Source organism: Paraburkholderia sediminicola (genome assembly GCF_046030555.1).
Classification (GTDB): Bacteria; Pseudomonadota; Gammaproteobacteria; order Burkholderiales; family Burkholderiaceae; genus Paraburkholderia; species Paraburkholderia sediminicola_E.
On the sequence record NZ_JAQQCH010000008.1, the window covers coordinates 81,364 to 105,095 of the forward strand.

At 62.5% G+C, this 23,732-nt stretch carries 20 protein-coding genes; 5 read left to right on the forward strand and 15 right to left on the reverse strand.

Features of this window, described 5'->3' with window-relative positions; all coding sequences use genetic code 11:
- Positions 1–24: 24 nt before the first annotated feature.
- Genes PQQ52_RS13850 through PQQ52_RS13875 form a run of 6 tightly spaced genes read right to left on the reverse strand, consistent with a single transcriptional unit; the run spans position 25 to position 5,845 of the window.
- Positions 25–1,152 carry an NAD(P)/FAD-dependent oxidoreductase gene (locus tag PQQ52_RS13850; protein ID WP_408211832.1) on the reverse strand — a complete coding sequence of 376 codons (1,128 nt, stop codon included), beginning with the start codon at positions 1,150–1,152 and terminating at the stop codon, positions 25–27.
- Positions 1,145–2,578, reverse strand: a complete 1,434-nt coding sequence (locus PQQ52_RS13855; protein ID WP_408211835.1) for an FAD/NAD(P)-dependent oxidoreductase — start codon at positions 2,576–2,578, stop codon at positions 1,145–1,147. The genes PQQ52_RS13850 and PQQ52_RS13855 overlap by 8 nt, the downstream gene beginning before the upstream one ends.
- On the reverse strand, positions 2,575–2,988 hold the full coding sequence (locus PQQ52_RS13860; RefSeq protein WP_408212256.1) for a (2Fe-2S)-binding protein: 414 nt from the start codon (positions 2,986–2,988) through the stop codon (positions 2,575–2,577). Before PQQ52_RS13860 ends, PQQ52_RS13855 begins: the two co-directional genes overlap by 4 nt.
- 23 nt (positions 2,989–3,011) lie before the next feature.
- Entirely contained in the window at positions 3,012–3,806 is a 795-nt protein-coding gene (locus PQQ52_RS13865; protein ID WP_408211838.1) for an ABC transporter permease, read from the reverse strand.
- 40 nt (positions 3,807–3,846) lie between these two features.
- On the reverse strand, positions 3,847–4,761 hold the full coding sequence (locus PQQ52_RS13870) for an ABC transporter permease (protein WP_408211840.1): 915 nt from the start codon (positions 4,759–4,761) through the stop codon (positions 3,847–3,849).
- Positions 4,754–5,845: an ABC transporter ATP-binding protein gene (locus PQQ52_RS13875; protein ID WP_408211843.1), complete on the reverse strand. Its 1,092-nt coding sequence runs from the start codon at positions 5,843–5,845 to the stop codon at positions 4,754–4,756. Before PQQ52_RS13875 ends, PQQ52_RS13870 begins: the two co-directional genes overlap by 8 nt.
- Positions 5,846–6,148: 303 nt before the next feature.
- Here PQQ52_RS13875 and PQQ52_RS13880 point away from each other — a divergent pair, with 303 nt between their 5' ends.
- On the forward strand, positions 6,149–7,027 hold the full coding sequence (locus PQQ52_RS13880; protein ID WP_408211846.1) for an IclR family transcriptional regulator: 879 nt from the start codon (positions 6,149–6,151) through the stop codon (positions 7,025–7,027).
- A 92-nt stretch (positions 7,028–7,119) separates the two neighbouring features.
- Here PQQ52_RS13880 and PQQ52_RS13885 read toward each other — a convergent pair whose 3' ends face one another.
- From PQQ52_RS13885 to PQQ52_RS13920, 8 genes are all read right to left on the reverse strand, one after another.
- Positions 7,120–7,629 (reverse strand): hypothetical protein, encoded by a 510-nt coding sequence (locus tag PQQ52_RS13885; RefSeq protein WP_408211848.1) that lies wholly within the window; start codon positions 7,627–7,629, stop codon positions 7,120–7,122.
- Positions 7,630–7,785: 156 nt separating this feature from the next.
- Positions 7,786–9,375: an OprD family outer membrane porin gene (locus PQQ52_RS13890; protein ID WP_408211851.1), complete on the reverse strand. Its 1,590-nt coding sequence runs from the start codon at positions 9,373–9,375 to the stop codon at positions 7,786–7,788.
- Positions 9,376–9,530: 155 nt separating this feature from the next.
- On the reverse strand, positions 9,531–10,595 hold the full coding sequence (locus tag PQQ52_RS13895) for an ABC transporter ATP-binding protein (RefSeq protein ID WP_408211854.1): 1,065 nt from the start codon (positions 10,593–10,595) through the stop codon (positions 9,531–9,533).
- Positions 10,592–11,587 (reverse strand): ABC transporter ATP-binding protein, encoded by a 996-nt coding sequence (locus PQQ52_RS13900; protein WP_408211856.1) that lies wholly within the window; start codon positions 11,585–11,587, stop codon positions 10,592–10,594. The genes PQQ52_RS13895 and PQQ52_RS13900 overlap by 4 nt, the downstream gene beginning before the upstream one ends.
- A gap of 1 nt (position 11,588) precedes the next feature.
- Positions 11,589–12,503 carry an ABC transporter permease gene (locus tag PQQ52_RS13905; protein WP_408211859.1) on the reverse strand — a complete coding sequence of 305 codons (915 nt, stop codon included), beginning with the start codon at positions 12,501–12,503 and terminating at the stop codon, positions 11,589–11,591.
- Positions 12,504–12,506: 3 nt separating this feature from the next.
- The gene (locus tag PQQ52_RS13910; protein WP_408211862.1) at positions 12,507–13,445 is read right to left on the reverse strand and encodes an ABC transporter permease subunit; all 939 of its coding nucleotides are present in this window, start codon (positions 13,443–13,445) and stop codon (positions 12,507–12,509) included.
- A 16-nt stretch (positions 13,446–13,461) separates the two neighbouring features.
- A complete protein-coding gene (locus tag PQQ52_RS13915) occupies positions 13,462–15,078 on the reverse strand; it encodes a peptide ABC transporter substrate-binding protein (protein ID WP_408211865.1) in 1,617 nt (538 codons plus the stop codon).
- 172 nt (positions 15,079–15,250) lie between these two features.
- A complete protein-coding gene (locus tag PQQ52_RS13920) occupies positions 15,251–15,823 on the reverse strand; it encodes a helix-turn-helix domain-containing protein (protein WP_408211868.1) in 573 nt (190 codons plus the stop codon).
- Positions 15,824–16,873: 1,050 nt separating this feature from the next.
- Here PQQ52_RS13920 and PQQ52_RS13925 point away from each other — a divergent pair.
- Positions 16,874–18,415 (forward strand): peptide MFS transporter, encoded by a 1,542-nt coding sequence (locus tag PQQ52_RS13925; RefSeq protein ID WP_408212259.1) that lies wholly within the window; start codon positions 16,874–16,876, stop codon positions 18,413–18,415.
- A gap of 62 nt (positions 18,416–18,477) precedes the next feature.
- On the opposite strand, the gene PQQ52_RS13930 is transcribed toward PQQ52_RS13925, so the two are convergent.
- Positions 18,478–18,915: a carboxymuconolactone decarboxylase family protein gene (locus PQQ52_RS13930; protein ID WP_408211870.1), complete on the reverse strand. Its 438-nt coding sequence runs from the start codon at positions 18,913–18,915 to the stop codon at positions 18,478–18,480.
- A gap of 113 nt (positions 18,916–19,028) precedes the next feature.
- Between PQQ52_RS13930 and pdxR the strand changes: the two genes are divergently transcribed.
- The 3 genes from pdxR (at position 19,029) to PQQ52_RS13945 (ending at position 23,511) form a co-directional block, all read left to right on the forward strand.
- Complete coding sequence (pdxR, locus tag PQQ52_RS13935; protein WP_408211873.1) at positions 19,029–20,507, forward strand: MocR-like pyridoxine biosynthesis transcription factor PdxR; 1,479 nt, start codon at positions 19,029–19,031, stop codon at positions 20,505–20,507.
- Between the two features lie 188 nt (positions 20,508–20,695).
- Positions 20,696–22,744 (forward strand): bifunctional 2',3'-cyclic-nucleotide 2'-phosphodiesterase/3'-nucleotidase, encoded by a 2,049-nt coding sequence (locus tag PQQ52_RS13940; RefSeq protein WP_408211876.1) that lies wholly within the window; start codon positions 20,696–20,698, stop codon positions 22,742–22,744.
- Positions 22,741–23,511 carry a tetratricopeptide repeat protein gene (locus PQQ52_RS13945; protein WP_408211878.1) on the forward strand — a complete coding sequence of 257 codons (771 nt, stop codon included), beginning with the start codon at positions 22,741–22,743 and terminating at the stop codon, positions 23,509–23,511. The genes PQQ52_RS13940 and PQQ52_RS13945 overlap by 4 nt, the downstream gene beginning before the upstream one ends.
- Positions 23,512–23,732 lie beyond the last annotated feature (221 nt).

Genomic DNA, 23,732 nt, shown 5'->3' on the forward strand with positions numbered 1-23,732 from the left:
GACCAAGCGATGACGAGCTGATAATTAGGCGACGGACGGGGCAGCAACGGCAGCGAAGCGATTGATCGAAAAAGCATCGAGCGGTGTGGCCGTCGCGCCGTCGATCACAAGATCCGCGAGTATTTCGCCGACACCTGGCGCGAGCAGAAAGCCGCCGCCCGAAAAGCCAAACGCATGCAGCAGACGCGGCGTCGTGCGGCTCGCACCGATGATCGGATTGCTGTCCGGGGTTTCGCCTTCCACGCCGCTCCACGTGCGGATCAGCAATGCCTCGCGCAATGCGGGCAGCAGGGCGCACGCATCGCGCATCACAGTGCGGGTGGTTTCGGTCGATGGTTGACCGTATTCACCGTCGCCGTGCCCGCGTCCGCCGCCGATCACGCAATTGCCGCGCGCCACTTGCCGTGCGTAGATGCCACCGCCGTACACGCCGAGGTTGTGCGTGATGAAAGGCGGCAGCGGCTCGGTGACCCACATGTTCGGGTAGATCGGTTTCATCGGCGCGGTTTCGCCGAAGTAACCGGCAATCGTATTCGCCCATGCGCCCGCGGAATTGATCAACCAGTCCGCGCTGATGCGCATCTCACCCGCTCGTAGCTGGAAGTGCGTGCCGTCGTGATGGATTTCGGTCAGTTCGGTTTGCTCGTGGACGTCCGCGCCTGCGGCTCGCGCGGCACGCGCGAATGCGGGTGAGACCAGACGGGGATTCGCATGACCGTCGGTCGCACTCAGTGAGCCGCCGACCGCTGCGGCGCCCAGCCACGGATAGCGTTGCCGGAACGTCGCACCGCTGATCACCTGCGCTTGCAGTCCGTGGCCGCGCGCCATGTCCGCCCATGCTTCGAGCGCAGCAATATCGGCTTCGCTGCGAGCGAGCCGCAAATGTCCCGACACGATAAATTCGCCGTCGATGCCGATCAGCGCCGGCAAACTATCCCAGATGCGCCGGGCACGCATGGCGAGCGGCATCTGCTCGGCCGGCCGTCCCTGGACACGCACGCCGCCGTAATTCACGCCGCTTGCCTGCGCACCGCAATAGCGCCGCTCGAACAGGCTTACGCGCAAGCCGCGCCGGGCCAATGCCAGCGCCGCCGACGAGCCGACCAACCCACCGCCCGCAATCGCGACGTCGTAGTGCAGGGTGTCACTCATCGCGCGCCTCCGCGGGAATGTCGGCGACGCCATCGGCATACATCGCCGGCGAGAGCGGAATCGGTTTGACAGGCGGCTGACTGCGCAAGCGCCCTACGGCGTCGAGGCGTTTGCCGGTTTCCTCCGCAAGCAGCGTCAATGCTGCCTCGCCACACATGCGGCCTTGGCAACGTCCCATGCCGACGCGAGTCAGCGCTTTCAGGCGGTTGATCTCGTTCGCTTCGCCACCGCGGATGCAGCGTCGCAAGGTGCCTGCGTCGATCTCTTCACAGCGGCACACGGTCATGTCGTCGGGCCATTGCGCCGCGCATTTTGCTGGCGGCGCGAATGCTGCTTCGATACCCTGGCGAAATACGGCAATACGCTGCAGGCTGCGGTCGAGGGAGGCCGCATCGCGCATGCCGGGGCCATGTGGATGCGCGATACCGAGGTCGTCGAGCAGCGCCAACGCCGTGCGACGGCCGGCGAGTTCGGCGGCGTCGGCGCCGGCTACGCCTGCACCGTCGCCGGCCAGGTAGATGCCGCGCACCGAGCTGCGGCCCGCGGCGTCGAGTTCGGGTAGCCAGCAACGATTGTGCGTATCGAAACGGAAACGGCACCCGGCGAGATCGGCGAGTTGGGTTTCAGGCTTCAGGCCGAAACTGATGCCGACAGCGTCGCACGCGATGGTTGCGGTCTTTGAGCCGTCTGCTGAAGAGCGCCATTCAATGGCACTGACGCCTTGTTCGCCACGAATGCCGATCAGGCTCACATCGCGTTCGATCCGCACGCCACGCAATGTCAGCCAGCCGACGTAATAGAGCCCTTTGGCGAACGTAGCCGGTTGGCGCGCGAGTTTCGGCGCTGCGGCAATCTGCTGCGATAGCGGACTCGTGTCCAGCACGGCCGCCACCTGGGCACCGGCTTTCACGTACTGATAGGCCACGAGATAGAGCAGCGGCCCTGTGCCCGCCAGTACCACGCGCTGACCGATTGCACAGCCCTGTGCCTTCAAAGCGACCTGCGCGCCGCCCAGCGTGTAGACGCCGGGCAGCGTCCAGCCCGGCACCGGCAACACGCGATCGGTGGCGCCGCTCGCGATGATCAGATGCGAAAACGGCACGCTGATTTCGCGTCCCGCGTGCAGCGTATCGAGCCGTCCCGGTTCGCACGCCCAGGCCAGCGTGTCGGGGCGATAGTCGAGATGCGGAAGAAGCGCGGCCATCGTCGTATGCAAGGCGTCGGCTTTGCGCGCTTCGAAACCGTAGAGCGTTTTCTTCGAGCGCTGGAATGCGCCGCTCGCGGGCGGTTGACGATAAATCTGTCCGCCCCAGCGGGCGTTTTCATCCAGCACGATCGGCCTGACGCCTGCCGCAACGAGTGTCTCGGCGGCGCGCACGCCTGCCGGCCCCGCGCCGACGATCACCACGCGGTGTTCGTTGCTCATTGTGTGTCTCTGTTTGCAGCCGAAGTTGAGGCCGCAGCAGAGTCAGAGTCAGAGGCAACCACGGCGACAGCGACCGGAGTCACTTTGACGAGCCGCGTGATCACGCGCATACCCTGCGTGACCAGCGTTGAGCATGCGCGCAAACGCAACCCGCCTTCGGTACGCATCCAGCAGTCCTGGCAGGCACCGATCAGGCAGAAGCCGGCACGCGGCGCGCCGCTGAATTCGCTTTCGCGCACGCGCCGTTGCTGCATCAACACGGCGGTCAGTAACGTATCGCCTTGCAAGGCAGAGACTTCCTGACCGTCGATAAAAAAGCTGAGCGGCTCACGCTGCGTTTCCGCGACGCGAACGAATTGCGCATCACGCTTCGGCGTGACGGGTTCGGAAGACGGCAAATTCGACGGCATGTGAGAGAGGGCAGTAGAAGACATCAGTGCTGGCCGATCAGAATCCGGTTGAGCCCATATACGCGATCGAGCAGCAGCATCGCGCCTGCGGTAATGAAGATCACCAGCGCGGACACGGACGCCATCATCGGATCGATCGATTCAGTCGCATACATGTACATGCGCACCGGCAGCGTGACGGTTTGCGGCGAGGTGATGAAGACCGACATCGTCAGCTCGTCGAAGCTGTTGATAAACGCGAGCAGCCAGCCGCCGGTGATACCCGGCAGAATCATCGGGAAGGTGATGCGGCGAAACGTCGTCCACGCATCCGCACCGAGCGAGTGCGCCGCATGTTCAACGCTGCGATCGAGCCCGCTGACCGAGGCCAGCACGAGCCGCATGACGAACGGCGTGATGATGATCATGTGCGCGAGCACGAGCCACGCGAACGAGCCGGTTGCGCCGATCAGCGCGAAGAAGCGCAGCAATGCGATGCCGAGCACGAGGCCGGGAATCACCAACGGGGACAGCAGTAGGCCGTTGAGGAAGCCACGGCCCGGAAAGCGCGCACGACCGATGGCCAGAGCGGCAGGCAAAGCGACGACCAAAGACAGCGTTGCAGAGGCGAACGCCAGCTTCAGGCTGTTGAAGAACGCCGAGATGAAGTCCGGGTAGTCGAGGATCGCGCGGAACCAGCGCAGCGATACGCCGTGCGTGGGCAGTGTGAGCGTTTCGTCGGGCGTGAAAGCGACCAGCACCACGATCACGAGCGGCGCGAGCACGAACGCAATGACGAGTGTGTGGAAAATCAGCGCAATAGGGCCGTTTTTTCTCATGATGATCTTACTCAATGAAGCCGACGAATGAGCCGATGCATTACCCGAGGATTCTGGTGTATCTGCGTTCCAGAACCCCGTAATAAGTGAGCATCACGATCAGATTCGCGGCCAGCAGGAGGAGCGCGATGGTCGCGCCGAGCGGCCAGTTCAGCGAGCCGAGGAATTCGTCGTAGACAGCGGTGGCGGCAACTTTCAGGCGCCGTCCGCCGAGCAGGCCGGGAATCGCAAACGCGCTCGCCGACAGGCCGAACACCATCAGGCTGCCCGACAGAATGCCCGGCGTGAGTTGCGGCAACACGATGCGGCGCAAGGTCGTGGCCGGCGATGCCATCAGTGAAAGCGCGGCGTTTTCCGTTTGCGGGTCGAGCTTCTGCAACGCGGTCCACACCGGAATCACCATGAACGGCAGCATCACGTGCACCAGCGCAATGACAATGGCGAAGGTGGTGTACTCGAGCTTGTACGGCCCGAGCCCGACGAGGCCGAACGCCTGATTCACGAGACCGTTGCTGTTAAGCAGCATGCTCCAGCCGAATGCGCGCACTACCACCGAGACCAGCAGCGGCGCGAGAATGATCAGCAGGAACATCGAGCGATACGGATCGCGCATGCGCGACAGCACGTAGGCTTCGGGCGTGCCGATCACGATGCACAGCAGCGTGGTGAGAAAGGCGATGCCGAAGGTGCGCAGGAAGATCGTATGGAAATACGACGATTTCAGCACTTCCGCATAGTTGCCGAACTGGAATGCGGCGAGCGGTCCACTCGACGGATCGAAGCGATAGAAGGTCAGTACCAGCGTCATCACGAGCGGCACCAGCACGAGCGTGGCAAACAGCAGAAAAGCCGGTGCGCACATCAGCCACAAGGGCAAAAACGCCTGCCACGGCGCGCGGCGCGCATCGCCGGTCTTCATGCTGTTGTTGTCCGAAGCGGGCAGCGTACTAGCCATGATACGCATCCCGTTGAATGAAGCGGACCGCCTCGCTGTTCCAGTCGACGCCGACTGCCGCGCCTTCCGGCAGTGGCGCGGTGCCTTCGTTCTGGCAGCACACCAGCACTTCGCCGAGCCGGCTGTCCATGCGGTACAGCCATTGGCTGCCGAGAAAGAAGCGGCTTGTCACCGTGGCCGCGAGACGTCCCGTATTCGGCGCGCACAGGCGCAGTTTCTCCGGGCGAATGCACAACGTCACCGCATCGCCGACGCCGATCACACGTTCGCGCATCGGCAATTGCGCAGTGTGGCCGGTCTCGGCGAGATCGTGTCCGAGGTCGATGCGGATCGCGTCGCCGTCGCGTGCTATCACCGTGCCGGCCAGCATGTTCGCCTTGCCGATGAACTGGGAGACGAATCTGTTTTCAGGCCGCTCGTAAGCTTCGTACGGCGTATCGATCTGGGTAATACGGCCCGCTTCCATCACCACCACGCGATCGCTGATCGACAGCGCCTCCGACTGGTCGTGCGTGACCATGATGGTGGTCGTGCCGATCTTGCGTTGAATGGTGCGCAGTTCGAATTGCATGTCTTCGCGCAGCTTGGCGTCGAGGTTCGACATGGGTTCGTCGAGCAGCAACACGGGCGGCGCGATCACGATCGCGCGGGCAAGTGCCACGCGCTGCCGCTGACCGCCGGACAACTCGCGCGGAAAGCGGTGCGCGAGCGTATCGAGCCGCACCAGCGCCAGTGCTTCGCGCACACGCTCCTTGCGCTCGGCCTTGTCGATGTTGCGCATCTCGAGCCCGAAGCCGACGTTGTCCGCGACGCTCATATGCGGAAATAGCGCGTAGCTCTGGAATACGATGCCGAGGCCGCGCTTGTTCGGCTTCATGTGCGTGATGTCGTGGCCGTCGAGCGTGATGCGCCCGCGTGTCGTTTCCACGAAGCCCGCGATCATCTGCAACGTGGTGGTCTTGCCGCAGCCGGACGGGCCAAGCAGCGAAACGAACTCGCCTTTTTCAACCGACAGGTTCACGTCGGCGACTGCCTGCAGATCGCCGAACGATTTCGCTACGTCCGTGAGTGTGAGGAACGACATGAGCTGGCCTTTGGATGGTTCGACACCGGGTCAATCGGCTACTGCCTCGATGAAGCCGACTCTATCCAGCCAAATTACATCGCGTCAATTTCAAATTCCGTTTGGCGGTATAAGATTTAAAAAAATTCCATCGGGTGGAAGATGTTGAATGGAATGGATGCGAACTGTTCCGTTGCATGAAGTCCGGAAAATCCCTATGAGGCAGAATCAGATGCAAATGAAACGGGTGTGCGGGTAATATTCCATTCACGGATAAAACACTCTATAGTGTTCCGATCAACGAAATAATTCGGAACGCCAGAGATGAATGCTGCCGCCAAACGAGATGCCGATTCCGCGCTGGTCGAAACGCGCGGTGCGCCCGGCCCTGGGATGCTGGAGCGCGCCTTCGCTGTGATCCGCGCGCTATCCGAGGCGCAGCCCGACGGCGGCCGCGTCACGCGTCTTGCGAAAGCGGTGGGTCTGACGCAAGGCACGGTGCACCGCATTCTTCACGCGCTGATTGCGGAAGGTATCGTCGAACAGGACGAGAGCTCGAAGCTGTATCGGCTGAGCGTGGATTTCTTTGCGCTTGCCGCGCAGGCCGGCAACCCGAGCGGCATGCGCACGCTGTGTCGTCCCGCGCTGCTGCGCTTGTGCGCGAGTCTTGGCGATACGATTTTCCTGCTGGTGAAAAGCAGCTTCGACGCGGTGTGTCTCGACATCTGCGAAGGGCCGTTTCCGATTCGTTCGTTCACCGGCGATATCGGCGGGCGTGTGGCCTTGGGTGTCGGTCAGGGGAGCCTGGCGATTCTCGCGTTTCTGCCGGAAGCGGAGCGTGAGGAGATCATCCGTTTTAATGTGCCGCGAATTCGCGGCTATGGCGTGCTCGACGAAGTGTATTTGCGCACCGAGATCGAACGCGTGCGCCAACTCGGTTACGCGGGCCGCAATAGTGGCGTGCTCGACGGCATGGCGGGCGTGGCGGTGCCGATTCTGGATCGCACCGGCGTCGCGGTGGCGGCATTGAGCGTCGGCACGCTGGCGGCGCGACTCGGCGACGATCGTTTGCTAATGGTGGTCGAATTGCTGCGGCGCCAGGCGGATGCAATCGGCCCGCAAACCAATCCCTTTGACGTCGCGTTGCGGCGGCCGATGCATGGTTTGTCGCGGGCGATGACGACTGAGCGGATCGCGGGGTAGGTGTGATCGGAGTGAGGCGTCGCGTCGTGGTGAACAACGTGACGCTCTTCGTTTTCCAAGGCGGAGAGCAATGCTAAGTGGAAGCCACAGCGCTAGGGCAGCTTGGCGCGTAGATTGTCCAGGAGTGACGGCGGCAGACTGATTTCACCGGCATCGCCGTTCGCTGACGTATCGTAGATAAGCGAGTGGTCTGTCCAAACAAGGTTCGCTGTATCAAGATTGAAATAAGTCCTTTCCGCTAACAGCTTTCTGGACTGTGCGTCGTATAGGCGTAGAAGAATCTTGTCATTCCACAGATAACTGTAGCTGGCCGTGTAGCGGGCATCCGCACCGGGTGGCACGTTGTGCCAAGTCGCAGCGTGCGACCGCTGTCGCACATCCAACAAGTAATTGCCCGTATAGCCCAACGCGACCAGAATAGCGAAGCGCTTGGCTGTGAGCAGGGCAATCTGGCGAGTCCGCATTGTCCTGCCGTCACGGCTCGAAAAGATGAACATGAGTGACCGAACAAAGCCGACCGACGCGACTGTGGCGACTGTGGCGACTATGGCGAAGGTGCAAAACATCAGCATGCCTTCGCTATATCCTTGCATTCCCATCATAGGCAGACCGTCATGGGTGGGTAATTCGGCACGAAACGACAATCCGAATAGACGACAAAGTCGGCAACACGCCCGCGAAGCCATGTAAAGCCAGGCTCTGCGGGATCTTCAGAAACTACCTGGAAAGGCATCCTGGCAGCGGAAGCCCCGCCCAGCCTAGAACACCTTCACCGGCACATTCACCACCAACCTGTACTCCATATTGTTGCCATCGGAGTAATAGCGCGACGCGTTGTGCCACATCGCAATGAACGTGACCTTCGTATCCTTGAAGCGGCCGCTTTGCAGCGTATAGCTCGGAATGAAGCCGAACTCGTGATGGTGGCCGTGCACCGGTTCACCGTTCTTCCAGTACAGGTTATGCAGTGGCGCCGACGCCGAAGCGTTGTCCGCGGCACCGGCCGACGCGTCCGCGCCCCAGCCATACTCGCCCCAGAACATCGCCTTGAGCCCCGGCACGCCGGCGTATTTGCCGTCGAACGTGTAGCGCAATTGCAGCGACTGCTCATGCGGTGCGTTGTAGTCGACGTCCATCGAGTTGGTCAGATAGATACCGTTGGTCTCGTTGACGTAGTCGAAGAACTGGTCGCCAAGCACTTGCTGATAACCGAGCAGCAGCGCGTGCGGGCCGTGCTGTGCTGAGACCGACAAACTGTACGCGTTGCTGTTGATATGCCCCTGGCGCGATGCGCCGGTATCGTGCGTCGAATAGATGTTCGCGAGACCGCTCCACTTGATCGTGGTCGGATCGCCGAACGACTGCGCCACCGAGCCGTAGTACTGACGCCAGACGTCGTCCGCCTGATCGACATACAGCGCCATTTCGCCGTTCTTCGCGTAGTGCCACGTACCGCCCATGTAGGTCAGGCGATCGATACGCGTGCCGCCGTACGAGGTGGTCAAATTGCTCAGATTCGTGTGACCACGTGCGTCGACTTTGGTGAAACTGCCGGCCTCAAGCGTCGTATGAACCAGATCGTTGCTGACCATCGAGACACCGAGGAAAGTCGGCGGCAGCGCGCGATTGTCGTGCGGTTCGAGGAAGGGGTTGGTGACGATCTGCAAACCGTATTTCACGACCGTTTCCGAAATGCGTCCCTTGATGTCGTACATGCCGGGGTACGCCCAAGCGAGCTGTTGCGAGCCGCCGCCGCCCTTGCCTACGTGCACCATATTGCTCGCGCCGTTGCCACCGTCGAGTTTGAGCGCGGCGAACAATGACGCGTCGACGCCGAAACCGACCGGGCCTTGCGTGAAGCCTGATTCATAGTTGGCTTGCGCGCCCTGAATCCACGCGTGCCGATAAATCGAAGTGGGGGCCTGGAAGTAGTCGGAGTAGTTGCGGAACTGCAGGTTCAGATGGCTATCGGCGATAAAGCCCTTGCTTGCCGCCTGGCTCGACAGCGGCGCGGGCGGCGTGATGGTCTGGTTGGCTTCTGCGTTGACAACAGCGTTGGTGGTGTCGGGCTGATCGTTGCGCACCTGGCCGCCCTGGTCCGCTCTGCGCTTTCCGGACGTGTTGGCTTGCGAAGTTTGCGAGGTGGGCGTCGCTTGCGAGCGTTGCGTAGAAGAAGAAAACGTTTGCGCGAGCGTTTGAGTTTTCGTCGTATCGGAGGTGGGCTCCAATACGGCGTCGTCGGCATAGGCACTCGCGGCGATGGTCAGCGCGGGCAGGGTGAATGCGCAGTAAAAGAAGGTGGCTGCACTAGTTTTTTTTGACCGGTTTTTTGTTCGGCTATCTTTCATGGTGTACGTCTCTGTTATTTTGGTGAATCTTTGGCTGGCGGTTAGCCAGTCCGCGCTTATCGTTCATCCTGCGTGATGACAGGACGAACGAATCCAACGGCGCGACGGTCCGTCGCGCCGGGGGAATACGGTTTTAAATTTTCAGCCGGGTTTCTCTAGCGACCCGCCAAGGGCACTTCCTTCGGGGCGTCGCTCACGCGAATGCATGCGATGCGTGTCGCGCTCGCACCATGCGTGACGGCCTGCGGAATCTCGTTCGCGCAGGCCTCGATCGCATCCGGGCAGCGCGTGCGAAACGCGCAGCCGGAGGGCGGACTGAGCGGCGATGCAATCTCGCCGCGCAACAGCAGATGACGGCGTGCGCGTTCAACCACCGGGTCGGGCACCGGCACGGCAGACAGCAACGCACGCGTGTACGGATGACGCGGCGTGCCATACACGTCGCGCTTGTCGCCGAATTCCATCACACGTCCCAGATACATCACCAGCACGCGGTGGCTGATCGCCTTGACGACCGCGAGATCATGCGCGACGAACAGCAGCGACAACGACAACTCGCGTTGCAGATCGCGCAACAGGTTGACGATCTGCGCCTGGATCGACACGTCGAGTGCCGACACCGGCTCGTCGCAGATCACCAGTTGCGGTTCGCCGATCAACGCGCGCGCAATCCCGACGCGCTGACACTGGCCACCGGAAAACTCGTGCGGATAACGGCGCAGATGCTGCGCATTGAGACCGACGCGTTCGAGCATCGTCAGAACGCGCCGTTGCACGTCGGTGCGGGCAATGTCCTGGCCGTAAGTGGTTAAGGGCTCGGCGACGATCTGTTCGATCGTCATGCGCGGATCGAGTGAGGCGAGCGGGTCCTGGAAGATCATCTGCACGTCGCGGCGCAAGCGCGAGGTATCGCGGCGCGCGCCCGTCAGTACGGTTTCCTTGTCGAGCCAGCGCACGCCGCCGCTTGCCACCGGCGCAAGGCCGATGATCGCGCGTGCCAGGGTGGACTTGCCGCAACCCGATTCGCCGACGAGGCCAACGGTTTCGCCGCGCCGCACGCTGAACGACACGCCGTCGACGGCGCGCAGTGTCGCTTTGCCGGACCATGGAAAGCCGCCGCGCGGCACGTCGAATTGCACCTTGAGATTGTCGACCGACAGAAGCGTTGCCGGATCCTGGTGATGGTCTTGGCTCTGACTTGCAATGGAAGCGGTGTTCATACGTGTTGTACCTCCATGATTTCCCGCACTGGCCGATGGCATGCGCGCAACGCGTCGGCAGCCGTCGGCGACACCGTGAGCGCAGGCCGCGACTCGCGGCACCGATCGGAGCAATACGCGCAGCGCGGCGCGAATGCGCAGCCCTCACCGACTTCGCCGGGCAACGGCGGGTTGCCCGGAATGGTTTGCAGCGGACGGTCATCGTCGTCGGTCAGGCGCGGCAGCGCGTTCAGGAGGCCGATCGTGTACGGGTGCGTCGGCGCGGCAAAAAGCGTGGCGGCGTTCGCTTGCTCGACGGTCTGGCCGGCATACATCACCATCACGTCGTCGCACAGGCCGGCCACGACGCCCATGTCGTGCGTGATCAGAATGATTGCGGTGCCGCGTTCGCGGTTCAGTTCGCGCAGCAACTCGATGATCTGCGCCTGCACGGTCACGTCGAGGGCGGTAGTCGGTTCGTCGGCGATCAGGATTTCCGGCTCGGAGAGCAGCGCCATCGCGATCATTACGCGTTGCCGCATGCCGCCGGAGAACTCGTGCGGATACATGTTGATGCGGCGCGCGGCATCGGGAATGCGCACCGTTTCCAGTGTTTCGATTGCGCGGCGGCGGGCTTCACGGCGCGACAGCTTGCGATGCAGTTGCAGCGTCTCGGTCATCTGCCGTTCGATCGTCAGGAACGGATTGAGCGAGGTCATCGGGTCCTGAAAGATCATGCCGATGCGGTCGCCGCGAATCCTGTTCAGCTCGGCTTCGTTCATCGTCAGCAGGTTCTCGCCGCGATACTTTGCTTCACCGGATACCTTGCCATTGCCGGCCAGCAGGCCGAGCAGCGCCATCACGGTCTGACTTTTCCCCGAGCCCGATTCGCCGACGATGCCGAGCGTGCGGCCCGCTTCGAGCGAAAACGACACGCGCTGCACCGCGTCGACGGGTGCGCCTTCGCGGCGCGTAAAGCGCACGCTCAGGTCTTTAACTTCGAGTAGCGGCATGTCAGCGGTCCTTCGGATCGAATGCGTCGCGCAGACCGTCGCCGACGAAATTCACGCAATACAAGGTGACGCACAGCATCACCGCGGGGCACAGCAGCAACCACGGCATCGATTCGAGCTTCTGCGCACCGTCCTGAATCAGGACGCCCCAGCTTGTCATGGGTTCCTGCACGCCGAGGCCGAGGAACGACAGCACGGATTCGGTCAGCACGATGTTGGGCACGGTCACGCTGGCGTACACCACCACCACGCCGAGCAGATTCGGCACGATGTGACGCGCGATGATCGAACGCGAATTCACGCCGATTGCGCGCGCGGCGTCGATAAATTCACGCGAGCGCAGCGACAGCGTCTGGCCGCGCACTACGCGCGCCATGTCGAGCCACGAGAATGCGCTGATTGTCAGCACGACGAGATAGAACGCGCGGCCGAACATCGTCATCATCAGGATCGCGATCAGCATGTAGGGGATCGCGTACATCATGTCGACGATGCGCATCATCACCGCGTCGACGCGGCCGCCCAGATAGCCTGCCGTGGCACCATACGCCACGCCGATCAGGCCGGACACCAGCGTGCCGAGCAGACCGACTTCCAGCGACACGCGGCCGCCCTGCAGCGTGCGCGCGAGCAGATCGCGGCCGAGCTCGTCGGTGCCGAACCAGTGCATGTTCGAGAGCGTCGGCGCGAGGCTGATCGCGCTCCAGTCGCTGTCGATCGGGTTGTTCGGCAGGAACCACGGACCGGCCACGCAGGCAATCACGATCAGCAGCAAGACGACGAAGCTGGCGAACGCCGCGCGATTGCGCACGAAGCGCATCGCGGCGGTGGCGAGCGGTCCGCGCGAACGCGGCGCCTTCGCGATGGCCGCGAGCGGATCGAGCGCCGCGACGGTCGATTGAATTGAGCGGGGCATGGATCAGTACCGGATGCGCGGATCGAGCCAGGCGTACGCCAGATCGACCAGCAGATTGAACAGGACGGCGACCGCGGTGGTCAGCACGACGAGGCCGAGCACGAGGGTGTAGTCGCGGTTGATCGCGCCATTGACGACCAGTTGACCGAGACCGGGCAGGGCGAACACCGACTCGGTGACCACCGCGGCGGTGATCGACGAGATGCAGATCGAGCCGAGCAGCGACACCACCGGCATCAGCGCCGGCTTCATCGCGTGGCGCAATACGATCGTGCGGCCCGGCAGACCCTTGGCGCGTGCGGTGCGGATGAAGTTGCCCGACAGCACCTCGATCATGCTGCCGCGCATCACGCGGGCAATGCCGGCGACGTTGATGATCGTGAGCAGCACGATCGGCAGCACACGATAGCGCCACTCGCCATCGCCCCAGCCGCCGGCCGGCAGCCAGCCATTGCCTGCGGACGTCTTGAGCAGGATCGCGAAGATCCACACCAGCACCGGACCGAGCACGAACGGCGGCACGACGTTGCCGATATTGCCGAGCACCATCACCAGGTGATCGACAAAACGGTCGCGCCGCACGGCGGCCAGCGTGCCGAGCGTGACGCCGATCACGAGCGCGATCGGCACCGATACGCCGCCTACGCCGAGACTCACCGGCAAAGCCTTCCACACCAGATCGTTGACCGACCAGTCGGCGTAGCGGAATGAAGGACCGAGATCGCCGTGCAGCAGCGAGCCGAGGTAGTGGAGGTACTGCAGCCGCAGCGGCTCGTCGAGGTGATACTTGGCATTGAGATTCGCGAGCACGGCCGCCGACAGGTGTTTCTCCGTGTCGAACGGGCCGCCGGGGGTGAGGTGCAGCAGCAGATAGCACGCGGTGATCACGGCGAGAATCGTCGGGATCGCCCAGAGCGTGCGGCGCAGCGTATAGGCCAGCATGACGGTGCTCCCGCAGTTAGTGCTTGATCAGATACATGTCTTGCGTGGCGCGCTGGTCGACGTAATTGGTCGACGTGTAGCCGCCCACATACGACTTGACCAGTCGGTCCGCCGAGTACTGAAAGAGCGATACCAGCGGATAGTCGTTCATCGCCAGATCGTGCGCCTGCGTGAGCAGGGCGGTGCGCTTCGCGTCGTCGAGCTGCTGGTTGCCTTCATCGACCAGCTTGTCGACTTGCGGGTTGCAGTAGTGCTGATCGTTCTGCACGCTGTTGCAGCGTATCAGATCGAAAAACGAGTTGGCGTCGTTGTAGTCGACAAACCAGCCGTCGCGCGAGGCCTGCACCTTGCCGTCGTGGCGTTGCTTGAGCAGCACCTTGTATTCGACGTTTTCGAGCTTGGCGGTCACGCCGAGCTTGGTGCGCCATTCCGACGTGGCAAACAGGGCGACCTTCTTGTGCAGGTCGTTGGTGTTGTAGGTGAGGGTGAACGTCAGCGGCTTCGCGTCCGAATAGCCTGCGGCCTTCAGCAGGTTGCGCGCGTAGTCGACACGCTTGGCCATCGGCCAGCTTGCCCAGTCAGGCGTGAAGACGTTCGCGCCTTCCGTGCCCTTGGCGATCAGACCGTACATCGGCACCTCGCCGTCAGCCGTTAGACGCTTGGTCAGCAGGTCGCGGTCCAGCACCATCGCTAGCGCCTGGCGCACGCGCTTGTCCTTGAACGCCGGGTCCTCGTTGTTCAGGCTGTAATAGTAGGTCGCGATCTGCAGGCCGGTTTTGAGTTCGGGGCCGAACTGCTTGCTGACCTGCGTGTAGATGCCCGACGGAATCGAATACGTGTAGTCGAACTGGCCGGCCTGATACATGCGCATCGCCGTTTCGTCGTTTTCGATCGGCAGATAGGTCACTTTCGTGATCACGACCTTGCTGGCGTTCCAGTACGTGCTGCTTTTGGACGCCACCAGCCGGTTGCTCGGCTGCCAGTCGGTCAGCACATACGGGCCGTTACCGACGAAGTTGCCCGGCCGGGTCCAGTCGCCGCCGAATTTGGCGACGGTCGCGCGATTGACCGGGGCCATGGCCGGCATGGCGGTCAGCTGCGGGAAGAAGGCGGCGGGCACTTCGGTGGTGACTTCGAGCGTGTACGGATCGACGGCGCGCGCGGCGAGACTCGAGAGCGGCGCCTTGCCGGCGAGAATCGCCTTGGCGTTCTTCACGAATTCGACCAGCACCGTGTATTTCGAACCCGTCTTCGGATCGAGCACGCGTTGCCATGCATAGATGAAGTCGGCGGCCGCGACCGGCTGGCCATTGCTCCAGCGCGCGTCGTGGCGCAGCTTGAAAACCCACGTAGTCGGCCCGGTGCGAGTCCATGATTGCGCGACGCCTGGCACGATCGCGCCGGCGGCGTCGATGCGCGTCAGACCTTCGAACATGTCGAGCGCGATCGTGTCGCCCGTCCAGGATTCGATATGCGCGGGGTCGAGCGATTCGGTTTCGGCCGGCACCTGGCGGGTCATCTCCTGGCTGGCAGCGAGCGTGACACCCGCGGGCACCGTGACGGCGAAGGCGGAGGGCTGAAACGTAAGGACGAGCGCGGTCAGCGCCGTCGCGTAGACGAACGGGGTTTTCATCGGTTGAGATCGCAGGAAAGGTCGAGAGAAGAACGCGCTGGCGCCAGGGCGCCCGGTTATCTGCGGTGCTCGGGCCGGGGAGGCCCTTGTTGCTTGCCCGACATGCAGGATTCCTTACATTACGTAATGCAGGCAAACCCTGGCCGGATCAACCGGAAAAGGTGCCTGCTTTCTAGAACAGTCTCGGTGTGCCCACCCAGACGACCACCGACTCGATACGAGCGGTATTCGCCCAGCTATGCGGCACCGTCGATTCGTAATGCGCGCTGTCTCCCGCGTGCAACACGAACGTCTTGCCTTCCAGCGTCAACGACACTTCGCCGTTGATCACATACATAAACTCTTCACCTGCGTGCGTAGTGACTTCCGAGCGATTTTGCCCGGGCGGCATCCTCACGAGGATCGCTTCGAGCTGACGGCCGCCCGTCAGATTGGTCAGCCGTGCAAACAGATTGGCCGAGTCCGCAAAACCGAAAAACTTCAACTGATCGCCGCGGCACATCGAGCGTTCTTCGCTTGGCGTGTCGACGAAATACTGCACCGTCACCCCGAGTGCGTGGGCAATCCCGGCCAACGAAGTGATGGACGGCGATGCCAGCCCGCGTTCGACTTGCGACAAAAACGGTTTGGAAATACCCGCCGCTGTTGCCGTGTCATCCAGCGTGCGCTTGAGACGTTGGCGCAGCGCGCGGATCTTGCTGCCGAGTTCGAGTGCCGGATTCTTCTTTTGAATTGTCGTGACCATAGCAGGAGGAAATTAGCCCGTCAAAATTTGTTTGATATAAGTAAATATGGTTTGATTGCGGTCCAGGCCGGGGTGGCGGGCCGTTCAGCGCCCGGTCGTGCAAGGGGCCGCATTTTCGAGACAACGCTCTATGTTGCCAGAACCGAAATTCGCCCCCGCCGTTTTGACCGGGCTCGACCAGAAGCTGAAGGCGGATGCGGTAAAGAATGCTGCATATATAAGGGTGTCGGCATTTATGCGGATTGACTATCCGAAGAGGTTAAAGCCATGACATCAAAGACTATTTTCGGTCACATGCGTTTTTTCAGCGAAGCGCCTATCACGTGTAATAACAGGTAATTGCCGTGACATCAGTGAATTCCCTGAGTGACGAACCGTGCTTCTATTTGGAGAATCAGCCCCGCTTGGCGGTTGGGCGCACGTGTTTGTATCAGACGCCGCGCCGGCCGCTGTTTTTCATTCCGCGCGCAGCGATCCTGCACGGCGGAGCGTTGTCCGGCACGTTCCATCCGAACGCTGGCCGGCATGAGGACATGACTATCACTGCCGATTTTTCCCGCCGCGGGCTTGACGTCCGCCGCCCGGCGCGGCCGCCATCTGCCGCCGGTTCGCTACCCGGCCTCCAGATCGCCGGCCGCCGGCCCCCGGATCGCCGGCCGCCAGATCCCGTTTCCCGCGATGCTTTATCATTGAGCCCGTTCCGCTTGCCGGAGCCCGAGCCCGATGTGGCGTTGCGGCCCCTGAGGAGATTTCCTTCGGGGCGCTCCCCAAGGAAATTTCCTTTGGGACGCGCCGCGTGGCGGGCCTCTATCCCATCCCCTGGTTTTTCTGCTGGTATCGGCGCGTCAGTTTGCAGTTCAGTTTTCAAATGCGCGCGCAGCTCAGTTCCCAGATGAATACGTAGATGAGCGCGCCACCGACTACGCACACGCATAGGCACATGTGTGCGCCGCGTCGCGCATGGTCCATCGACCGTTTTTCCAGATCCAGTTTTTCGCGGCGCGTGGCCAGCCCACGCGCCGCCGTAACCGTAAGAACACGAGGTACATGATGAATTCGTCCAATCCCCCAGGCGCACGCGTCTCGCAGACCCGTTCGTTCTCGACGGTCTTTCTGATCGAGATGTGGGAGCGCTTTGGTTACTACGGGATGGCCGCGCTGCTGGTCCTGTTCATGATCGACAAGCTGAACTTCACCGACAGCCACGCCACCCTCACGTGGGGCGCGTTCACGGCGCTGGTGTACGCATCGCCGTCGATCGGCGGCTGGATCGGCGACAAGATTCTCGGCGCGCGCCGCACGATGATCTTCGGCGCCGGCGTGCTGGCGGCCGGCTATTTCATGCTGGCGCTGCCCAACGACCAATTGAGCTACATGTACGCGTCGCTCGGCGTGATCGTGGTGGGCAACGGGCTTTTCAAGGCGAATGCCGCGAACCTCGTGCGCCGCATCTATGAAGGCGACGACGCGCGCATCGACAGCGCATTCACAATCTATTACATGGCGGTCAATATCGGCTCGACAGCGTCGATGCTCGCGACGCCGTGGATCAAGGACCATTGGGGCTGGCACACGGCATTCGCGGTCTGTTGCGCGGGCATGCTGCTGTCGGTGCTGAACTACTCCATCATGTTCCGCACGCTCGCGCACATCGGCTCCGCTCCAGACGCTGAACCGATCCGCTGGAAGCGCGTTGGCGCGGTCGCGCTGGGCGGTATCGTGCTCGGCACGGCAACCATGTTCGTTCTGCAGCACAAGGCGATTGCAGTGGCTTGCGTGTACGCGGCGGGTGTCGCGATTCTGGCGATCTTCGGCTACATGCTGATGAAATGCGAACGCTCGGAGCGCTCGGGTCTGGTTGCCGCGCTGATCCTGACCGCGCAGGTGATCCTGTTCTTCGTGTTCTACGTGCAGATGTCGACGTCGCTCACGCTGTTCGCGCTGCGCAACGTCGATCCGCGTTTCACACTTTTCGGCGAGACGCTGTTCACGTGGAGCGCCGCGCAGTTCCAGGCGCTCAATCCGATCTGGATCATGTTGCTGAGCCCGGTGCTCGCGCTGCTCTATACGAAGCTCGCGAAGAGCGGCAAGGACGTGCCGGTGGCGGTCAAATATGCATTCGGCTTCGCGGTGGTGGCAGCCGGCTTCTTCGTCTATGCGGCGAGCGGCAACTACGCGGTAAACGGGCGCGTGTCCTCATGGTTCATGGTAGGCGGCTACGGCTTGTATTCGCTCGGCGAACTGCTGGTGAGCGGGCTGGGTCTTGCAATGATCGCACGCTACGTGCCGGCGCGGATGAGCGGCTTCATGATGGGTGCTTACTTCGTGGCAACCGGCGTGTCGCAGTATCTGGGCAGCGTGGTCGCGAACTTCGCGCAGATGCCGGCGGGCGATATGGACCCGCTCGAATCGTTGCCGTTGTACGTCAAGCTGTTTACGGGCCTGGGCTGGCTCGCGGCAGTGGGCGCACTGGTTGCCGTGCTGCTGTTGCCGCTGATGCGCAAGCTGTCGCGTGAACATCAGCGTTGCAGCGACGAAGCGCGTGAGAATGCGCGGCAAACCGCTTCATTGAATGGAGCGGTGGCGGAGTAATCTACTGCGACTGGTAAAGGGCGGCAGGGCGCTGGTTTGCGCCGCACGCCTGGTCTGCCCATTTACTCCGGCATTTTCCGGAACGAAACCGCAATCCGGTTCCAGCCGTTGATCGCAATGATCAGCAAGGTCAGGTCGCTAATCTCCTGCTCGGTGAAATGCGGCTTCACCGCTTCCCACACTGCATCCGGTACGCGAGTTTGCGCGACCAGGGTGACCGATTCGGTCCATTCGAGTGCCGCGCGTTCGCGATCGGTGAAGAACGGCGCTTCGCGCCACGCTGCCACTGTTGCCAGACGCCGCTCGGTTTCGCCGTGCTTGCGCGCGTCCGTCACGTGCATATCGAGGCAGAACGCGCAGCCGTTCAGCTGCGACGCGCGAATCCGCACCAATTCCGCGAGCGGTTTGTCGATCGTGCTTTTGCCGATGGTTTCTTCGAGCGCGAGCATCGCGCGGGTGCCGTTTGGGCTGGCTTTGTAGAAGTCGAGACGGGCTTGCATGAACTGATCCTTATCGTAAGTTTCCGCGCCGATGGCGGCGATGGAGGTAAGCTTACGATTGGTATTGGTCTTTCGGAATAACCATTTCTCGGATATTTGAGGTAACCACTCGGATGGAGATCCATATCGCGGTAGAAGGGCGTCACGATCTGTCGGGGCAGATCTATCGGCAGTTGCGTGCCGGCATAGTCGAAGGGCGCCTCGGCGGCGGTACGCGCTTGCCGTCCACGCGCGATCTCGCCACGCAACTGGGCGTGTCGCGCAAGACCACGCTCGAGGCATTCGAACGGCTGCTTTCTGAGGGCTATCTGAGTGCTCGCGCCGGTTCGGGCACCTTCGTGGCTGACGGTCTGGAGCGTCTGCCGGTGGAGCGCTCGCCGCATGCCCGGGCCGCCGAGACGGCGCGCGAACGGGCGAAGGCGAAACCGAAATCCGCGGCACGCGCCCAGCCGCTGTGGGAGCAGATGTCCGAGCCCCTGCCGTTGCCCCTGCCCACGGTGGCCTCGCCGCACGATTTCATCGGCGGCGCGACCGACAAATCGCTGTTTCCCTTCGACGTCTGGCGCCGCTGCGTGAACCACGCATTGCGTGTGCAAGCGCGCGGCCGGGGCACTTATCGAGACGCGGCCGGCGAGCAGGAGTTGCGCCTCGCGATTTCGCGCTACCTGGCGTTCAATCGCGCGGTCGTGAGCAACTGGGAGGAGGTGATCGTCACACAAGGCGCGCAGCACGCGCTCGACCTGATCGCGCGCATCACGTTGCGACCCGGCGAAATCGCGGCGATCGAAGATCCCGGCTATCCGCCGGCGCGGGCATGCTTCATGGCCACGGGCGCACGCGTGGTGCCCGTGCCAGTGGACGCTGAAGGCCTGATCGTGAGCAAGCTCCCGGACAAGGCACGGCTCGTCTACGTGACGCCCTCGCATCAATTTCCGCTCGGTATGCCGATGAGTCTGGAGCGGCGCGTCGAGTTGCTCGAATGGGCGCAGAAACGCGGTGCCGTGATCATTGAAGACGATTACGACTGCGAGTACCGCTTCGAAGGCCGGCCGATGGAGCCGCTGAAAAGTCTCGACCGCGCCGGTCTCGTCGCGTACGTGGGCACGTTTTCGAAGACGATTTTCCCGGAGCTGCGGGTCGGCTACGTCGTGCCGCCGGCTTCCCTCTATGGTCCGCTCTTCACGGCCCGGCAGATCGCCGACTGGCACGGCTGCACGCTCACGCAAACCGCGCTCGCGACCTTCATGCTCAACGGCGACTTCGCCAAGCATCTGCGGCGCATGCATAAGATTTATGCGGGCCGTCGTGCGATGCTGCTGAAGCATCTGCGGGGCGATCTCGCGCCGTGGTTCGAACCGATCGTGCCGGTCGCCGGCATTCATATGGCCACGCGGGTGAAGGCGCCGCTGACCGAGGAGGCGCTGGTGAGCGCCGCGCGTGAAGCGTCGATCGGTTTGTATGGACTCGCACCGTTTCATCAGCGCGTGAAGCCGCAGCCCAGCTTGATGTTCGGCTACGGCAGCATCGCCGTCGAACATATCGATGCGGCGCTCACGAAGCTCGCCGGTATCCTGCCGGGCCTCACGCGCTGACGGCCTGGAACGCGCACTAACATTACTTAAGCCTATCTGTCGCCATACAAATCATTGTCACAAAGCAACCGTAACCTTGCGCCTCTGTAATTGTTTGTAAGGCAGTGCCGGCCCGGACGGACCGGCGCGACAACACAACAAACCGGAGGATGGTAGGGATGCGAGTAACGTTTATGGCAGGAACGAGGATGCGCACGCTTCGCGCGGCCGGCGCGCTCGGTGCGCTAGGCGCACTGAGCGCGATTGGCATCACGGCATGCAGCAGCAGCGACATCGACACGCCGCAGTCGCAGCCGCAGGTGGCGAACGGTACGAAGGCGACGCTCGCGTTGCTGGAAACCACCGACATCCACACCAATCTCCTCAGCTACGATTACTACAAGCTGGCGGAAGACAAATCGCTCGGTCTGGAGCGCACGGCGACGCTGATCGCGGCGGCGCGCAAGGAATTCCCGAACACGATGTTGCTCGACGACGGCGACACGATCCAGGGCACGGCGCTCGCCGACTACCAGGCGCAGGTCGCGCCGATCGATTGCAAGACGACGCTTAGCGTCTACAAGGTGATGAACCTGCTGAAGTACGACGCGGGCACCATCGGCAATCACGAATTCAATTACGGCCTGCCGTTCCTCGCACAGGTGACCGGTAGCGCGTTCGACGTGCCGAACATGAGCCCGGTCGCGTCGCAACCGGCGTGCGCGGGGCCAAACTTTCCGCTGGTGCTCTCGAACGTGCTCGGCGCGAAATCGCAGCAGCCGATTTTCAAGCCGTACACCATCCTTGAGCGTACGTTGACGGCCACGACGCCCGACGGCAAGACCATCAGCGCACCGGTGAAAATAGGTGTGATCGGCTTTACGCCGCCCGCGATCATGGCGTGGGATAAACGCTGGCTCGACGGTAACGTCTACACGCAGGGGCTGGTGGAAAGTGCGTCGAAGTACGTGCCGGAAATGAAGGCGAAGGGCGCGCAGATCATCGTCGCGATGTCGCATGGCGGGCTCGACAATTCGACCTATTCGCCGTCGATGGAAAACGGCAGCTACTATCTTTCGAAGGTGCCCGGCATCGACGCGATGCTAATCGGCCACTCGCATCAGGTATTCCCCGACAAGAACAGCACGGTCACGCAATTCAACCTGCCAGGCGTCGACAAGGTGAAGGGCACCGTCAACGGCGTGCCGACCGTGATGGCAAATTTCTGGGGCAAGCACCTCGGTGTGATCAAACTCGCGCTGAACTACACGAACGGTACGTGGACGGTGGACCGCAATTCGAGCACGGCCGAAGCGCGCTCGATCCAGAACGCGGATAACAGCTACGTGGCGGTCGATCCGGCGATCTCGCAGGCGATCGCAGCCGAACACAGCGCCACCATCAACTATGTGAAAACACCGATCGGCACGACCGATTTCCGCATGAGCACGTATTTCGCGGATGTGGGCGACGTGTCGGCCATCGAGATCGTCAATCAGGCACAGGCCGCATACGTGCAGGACTACATTTCCGCGAATCTGCCGCAATATGCGGGTATTCCGGTGCTGTCGGTGAGCGCGCCGTTCAAGAGCGGGTTTGGCGGCGGCAACGATTTCACCGACGTCTCGCAAGGCAACGTCGCGATCAACAACGCCGCCGACCTTTACCTCTACCCGAACACGATCTACGCGGTGAAGGTAACGGGCGCCGATCTGAAAGCGTGGCTCGAAACCGCGGCGAAGCGCTTCAACAAGATCGATCCGGCCAATACGGCGGCGCAGGCGCTGGTCAGCACCTATCCGGGCTATAACTTCGACATGATCACATCGAAGGATTTCAGCTACGAAATCGACGTCACGCAGGCAGTCGGCAGCCGGATCCGCAACCTGAAATATCAGGGCGCGGCGATCTTGGAGTCGCAGTCGTTTATTGTCGCGACCAACAACTATCGCGCGAGCGGCGGCGGCAATTTCCCGGGTCTGGATGGCAGCAAGACGATTTACGCCTCGCCGGATGCGAGCCGCGACGTCCTGATCGCCTACATCAAGAAAGTGCGAGCCATCAAGGCGGCGAGCAACGGCAGCGACCGTAGCTGGCGCTTCACGAAGGTGGCGACGGCCGGGCAGGTGACCTTCAAGGCGGCGCCGAACCTGGCGGCGCTCGCGCAGACCTACGGCATTACCAACGTCACCCAGCTCCAGACCGACGACGGCACCGGCAAGGGTCTCGCGGTCTATTCCGTGAACCTCAACCAATGACCGCGCGCTTTTCCTTGCCGCCGGCGGCCGTGGTGGCGACCCTCGCGGTGGCCGTCGCGATTGCCGCCGGTACGGTCGCCACGGTCGCGGGCACGCGTGTGACGACGCTCGTTTCCAATGTGCAGATCGACGATTGGCGGATGCAGGGCACGGCCACGCACGCGGCGTGGCCGGTGTGGCGGCTGCGCCTCGCCGCGGCGTTCGGTAACGCGGCGGCGCGTGAGGCGCTCGCCGACGTGCTGGTGAGCTCGGTGCAACTCGACGAACGGCGCGACGGCGTCGAGTTGTATCGTCAACTTGCGCTCGACAGCGTGCCGGGCGCGCGAGCCACGCTCGGGCATCTGTTGTTGCGCGGACTGCCAGGCATTACGCCGGATTACGTGGAAAGCCGCCGCTGGTTGAGCGGAGCCGCGTCGCGCGATCCGCAAGCTGCTTACGATCTGTCGACGCTTTATCGCAACGGCTACGGTGTCGCGCGTGATCCGCGGCTCGCGATTCGCTGGCTGGAACAGGCGGCGCAAGGGGGCGTGCCCCTCGCGCAATTCCAGCTCGCCAACGCGTACCGTTTCGGCACGACGCTGCCGCACGACGACGCCCTGGCGTTGCAATGGCTGACGCGCGCGGCCAATGCGGAGTTACCCGAGGCCAATCTGGCGCTGGCGATCGCGTATCGCAACGGCGAACTCGGCATGGCGCGCGACGAAGACGCCTACTGGGCCCACGTGAAAGAGAGCGAGCACGATCTGAAGCACGTCAGCCGGCCCTGATCGCGCGTTGAAACGGCCTGCGATTTTCTGTCGCAGAGCAACGTTAGCCGCCCCCTGCAGAGACTTTCGCTGCAGGGGGCGTGTTTTTTCCGCCGTATGAATCGACGTCGCGAGCGAGCCGCAGAGCTGCAGTCTGGCGATCGAGTCGCTTCGAATCGCGATCCGCCGGGCATCGCCCGGCGCCGAAAGTGCCTCTATTCATGCATCGAAACGACTTGTAA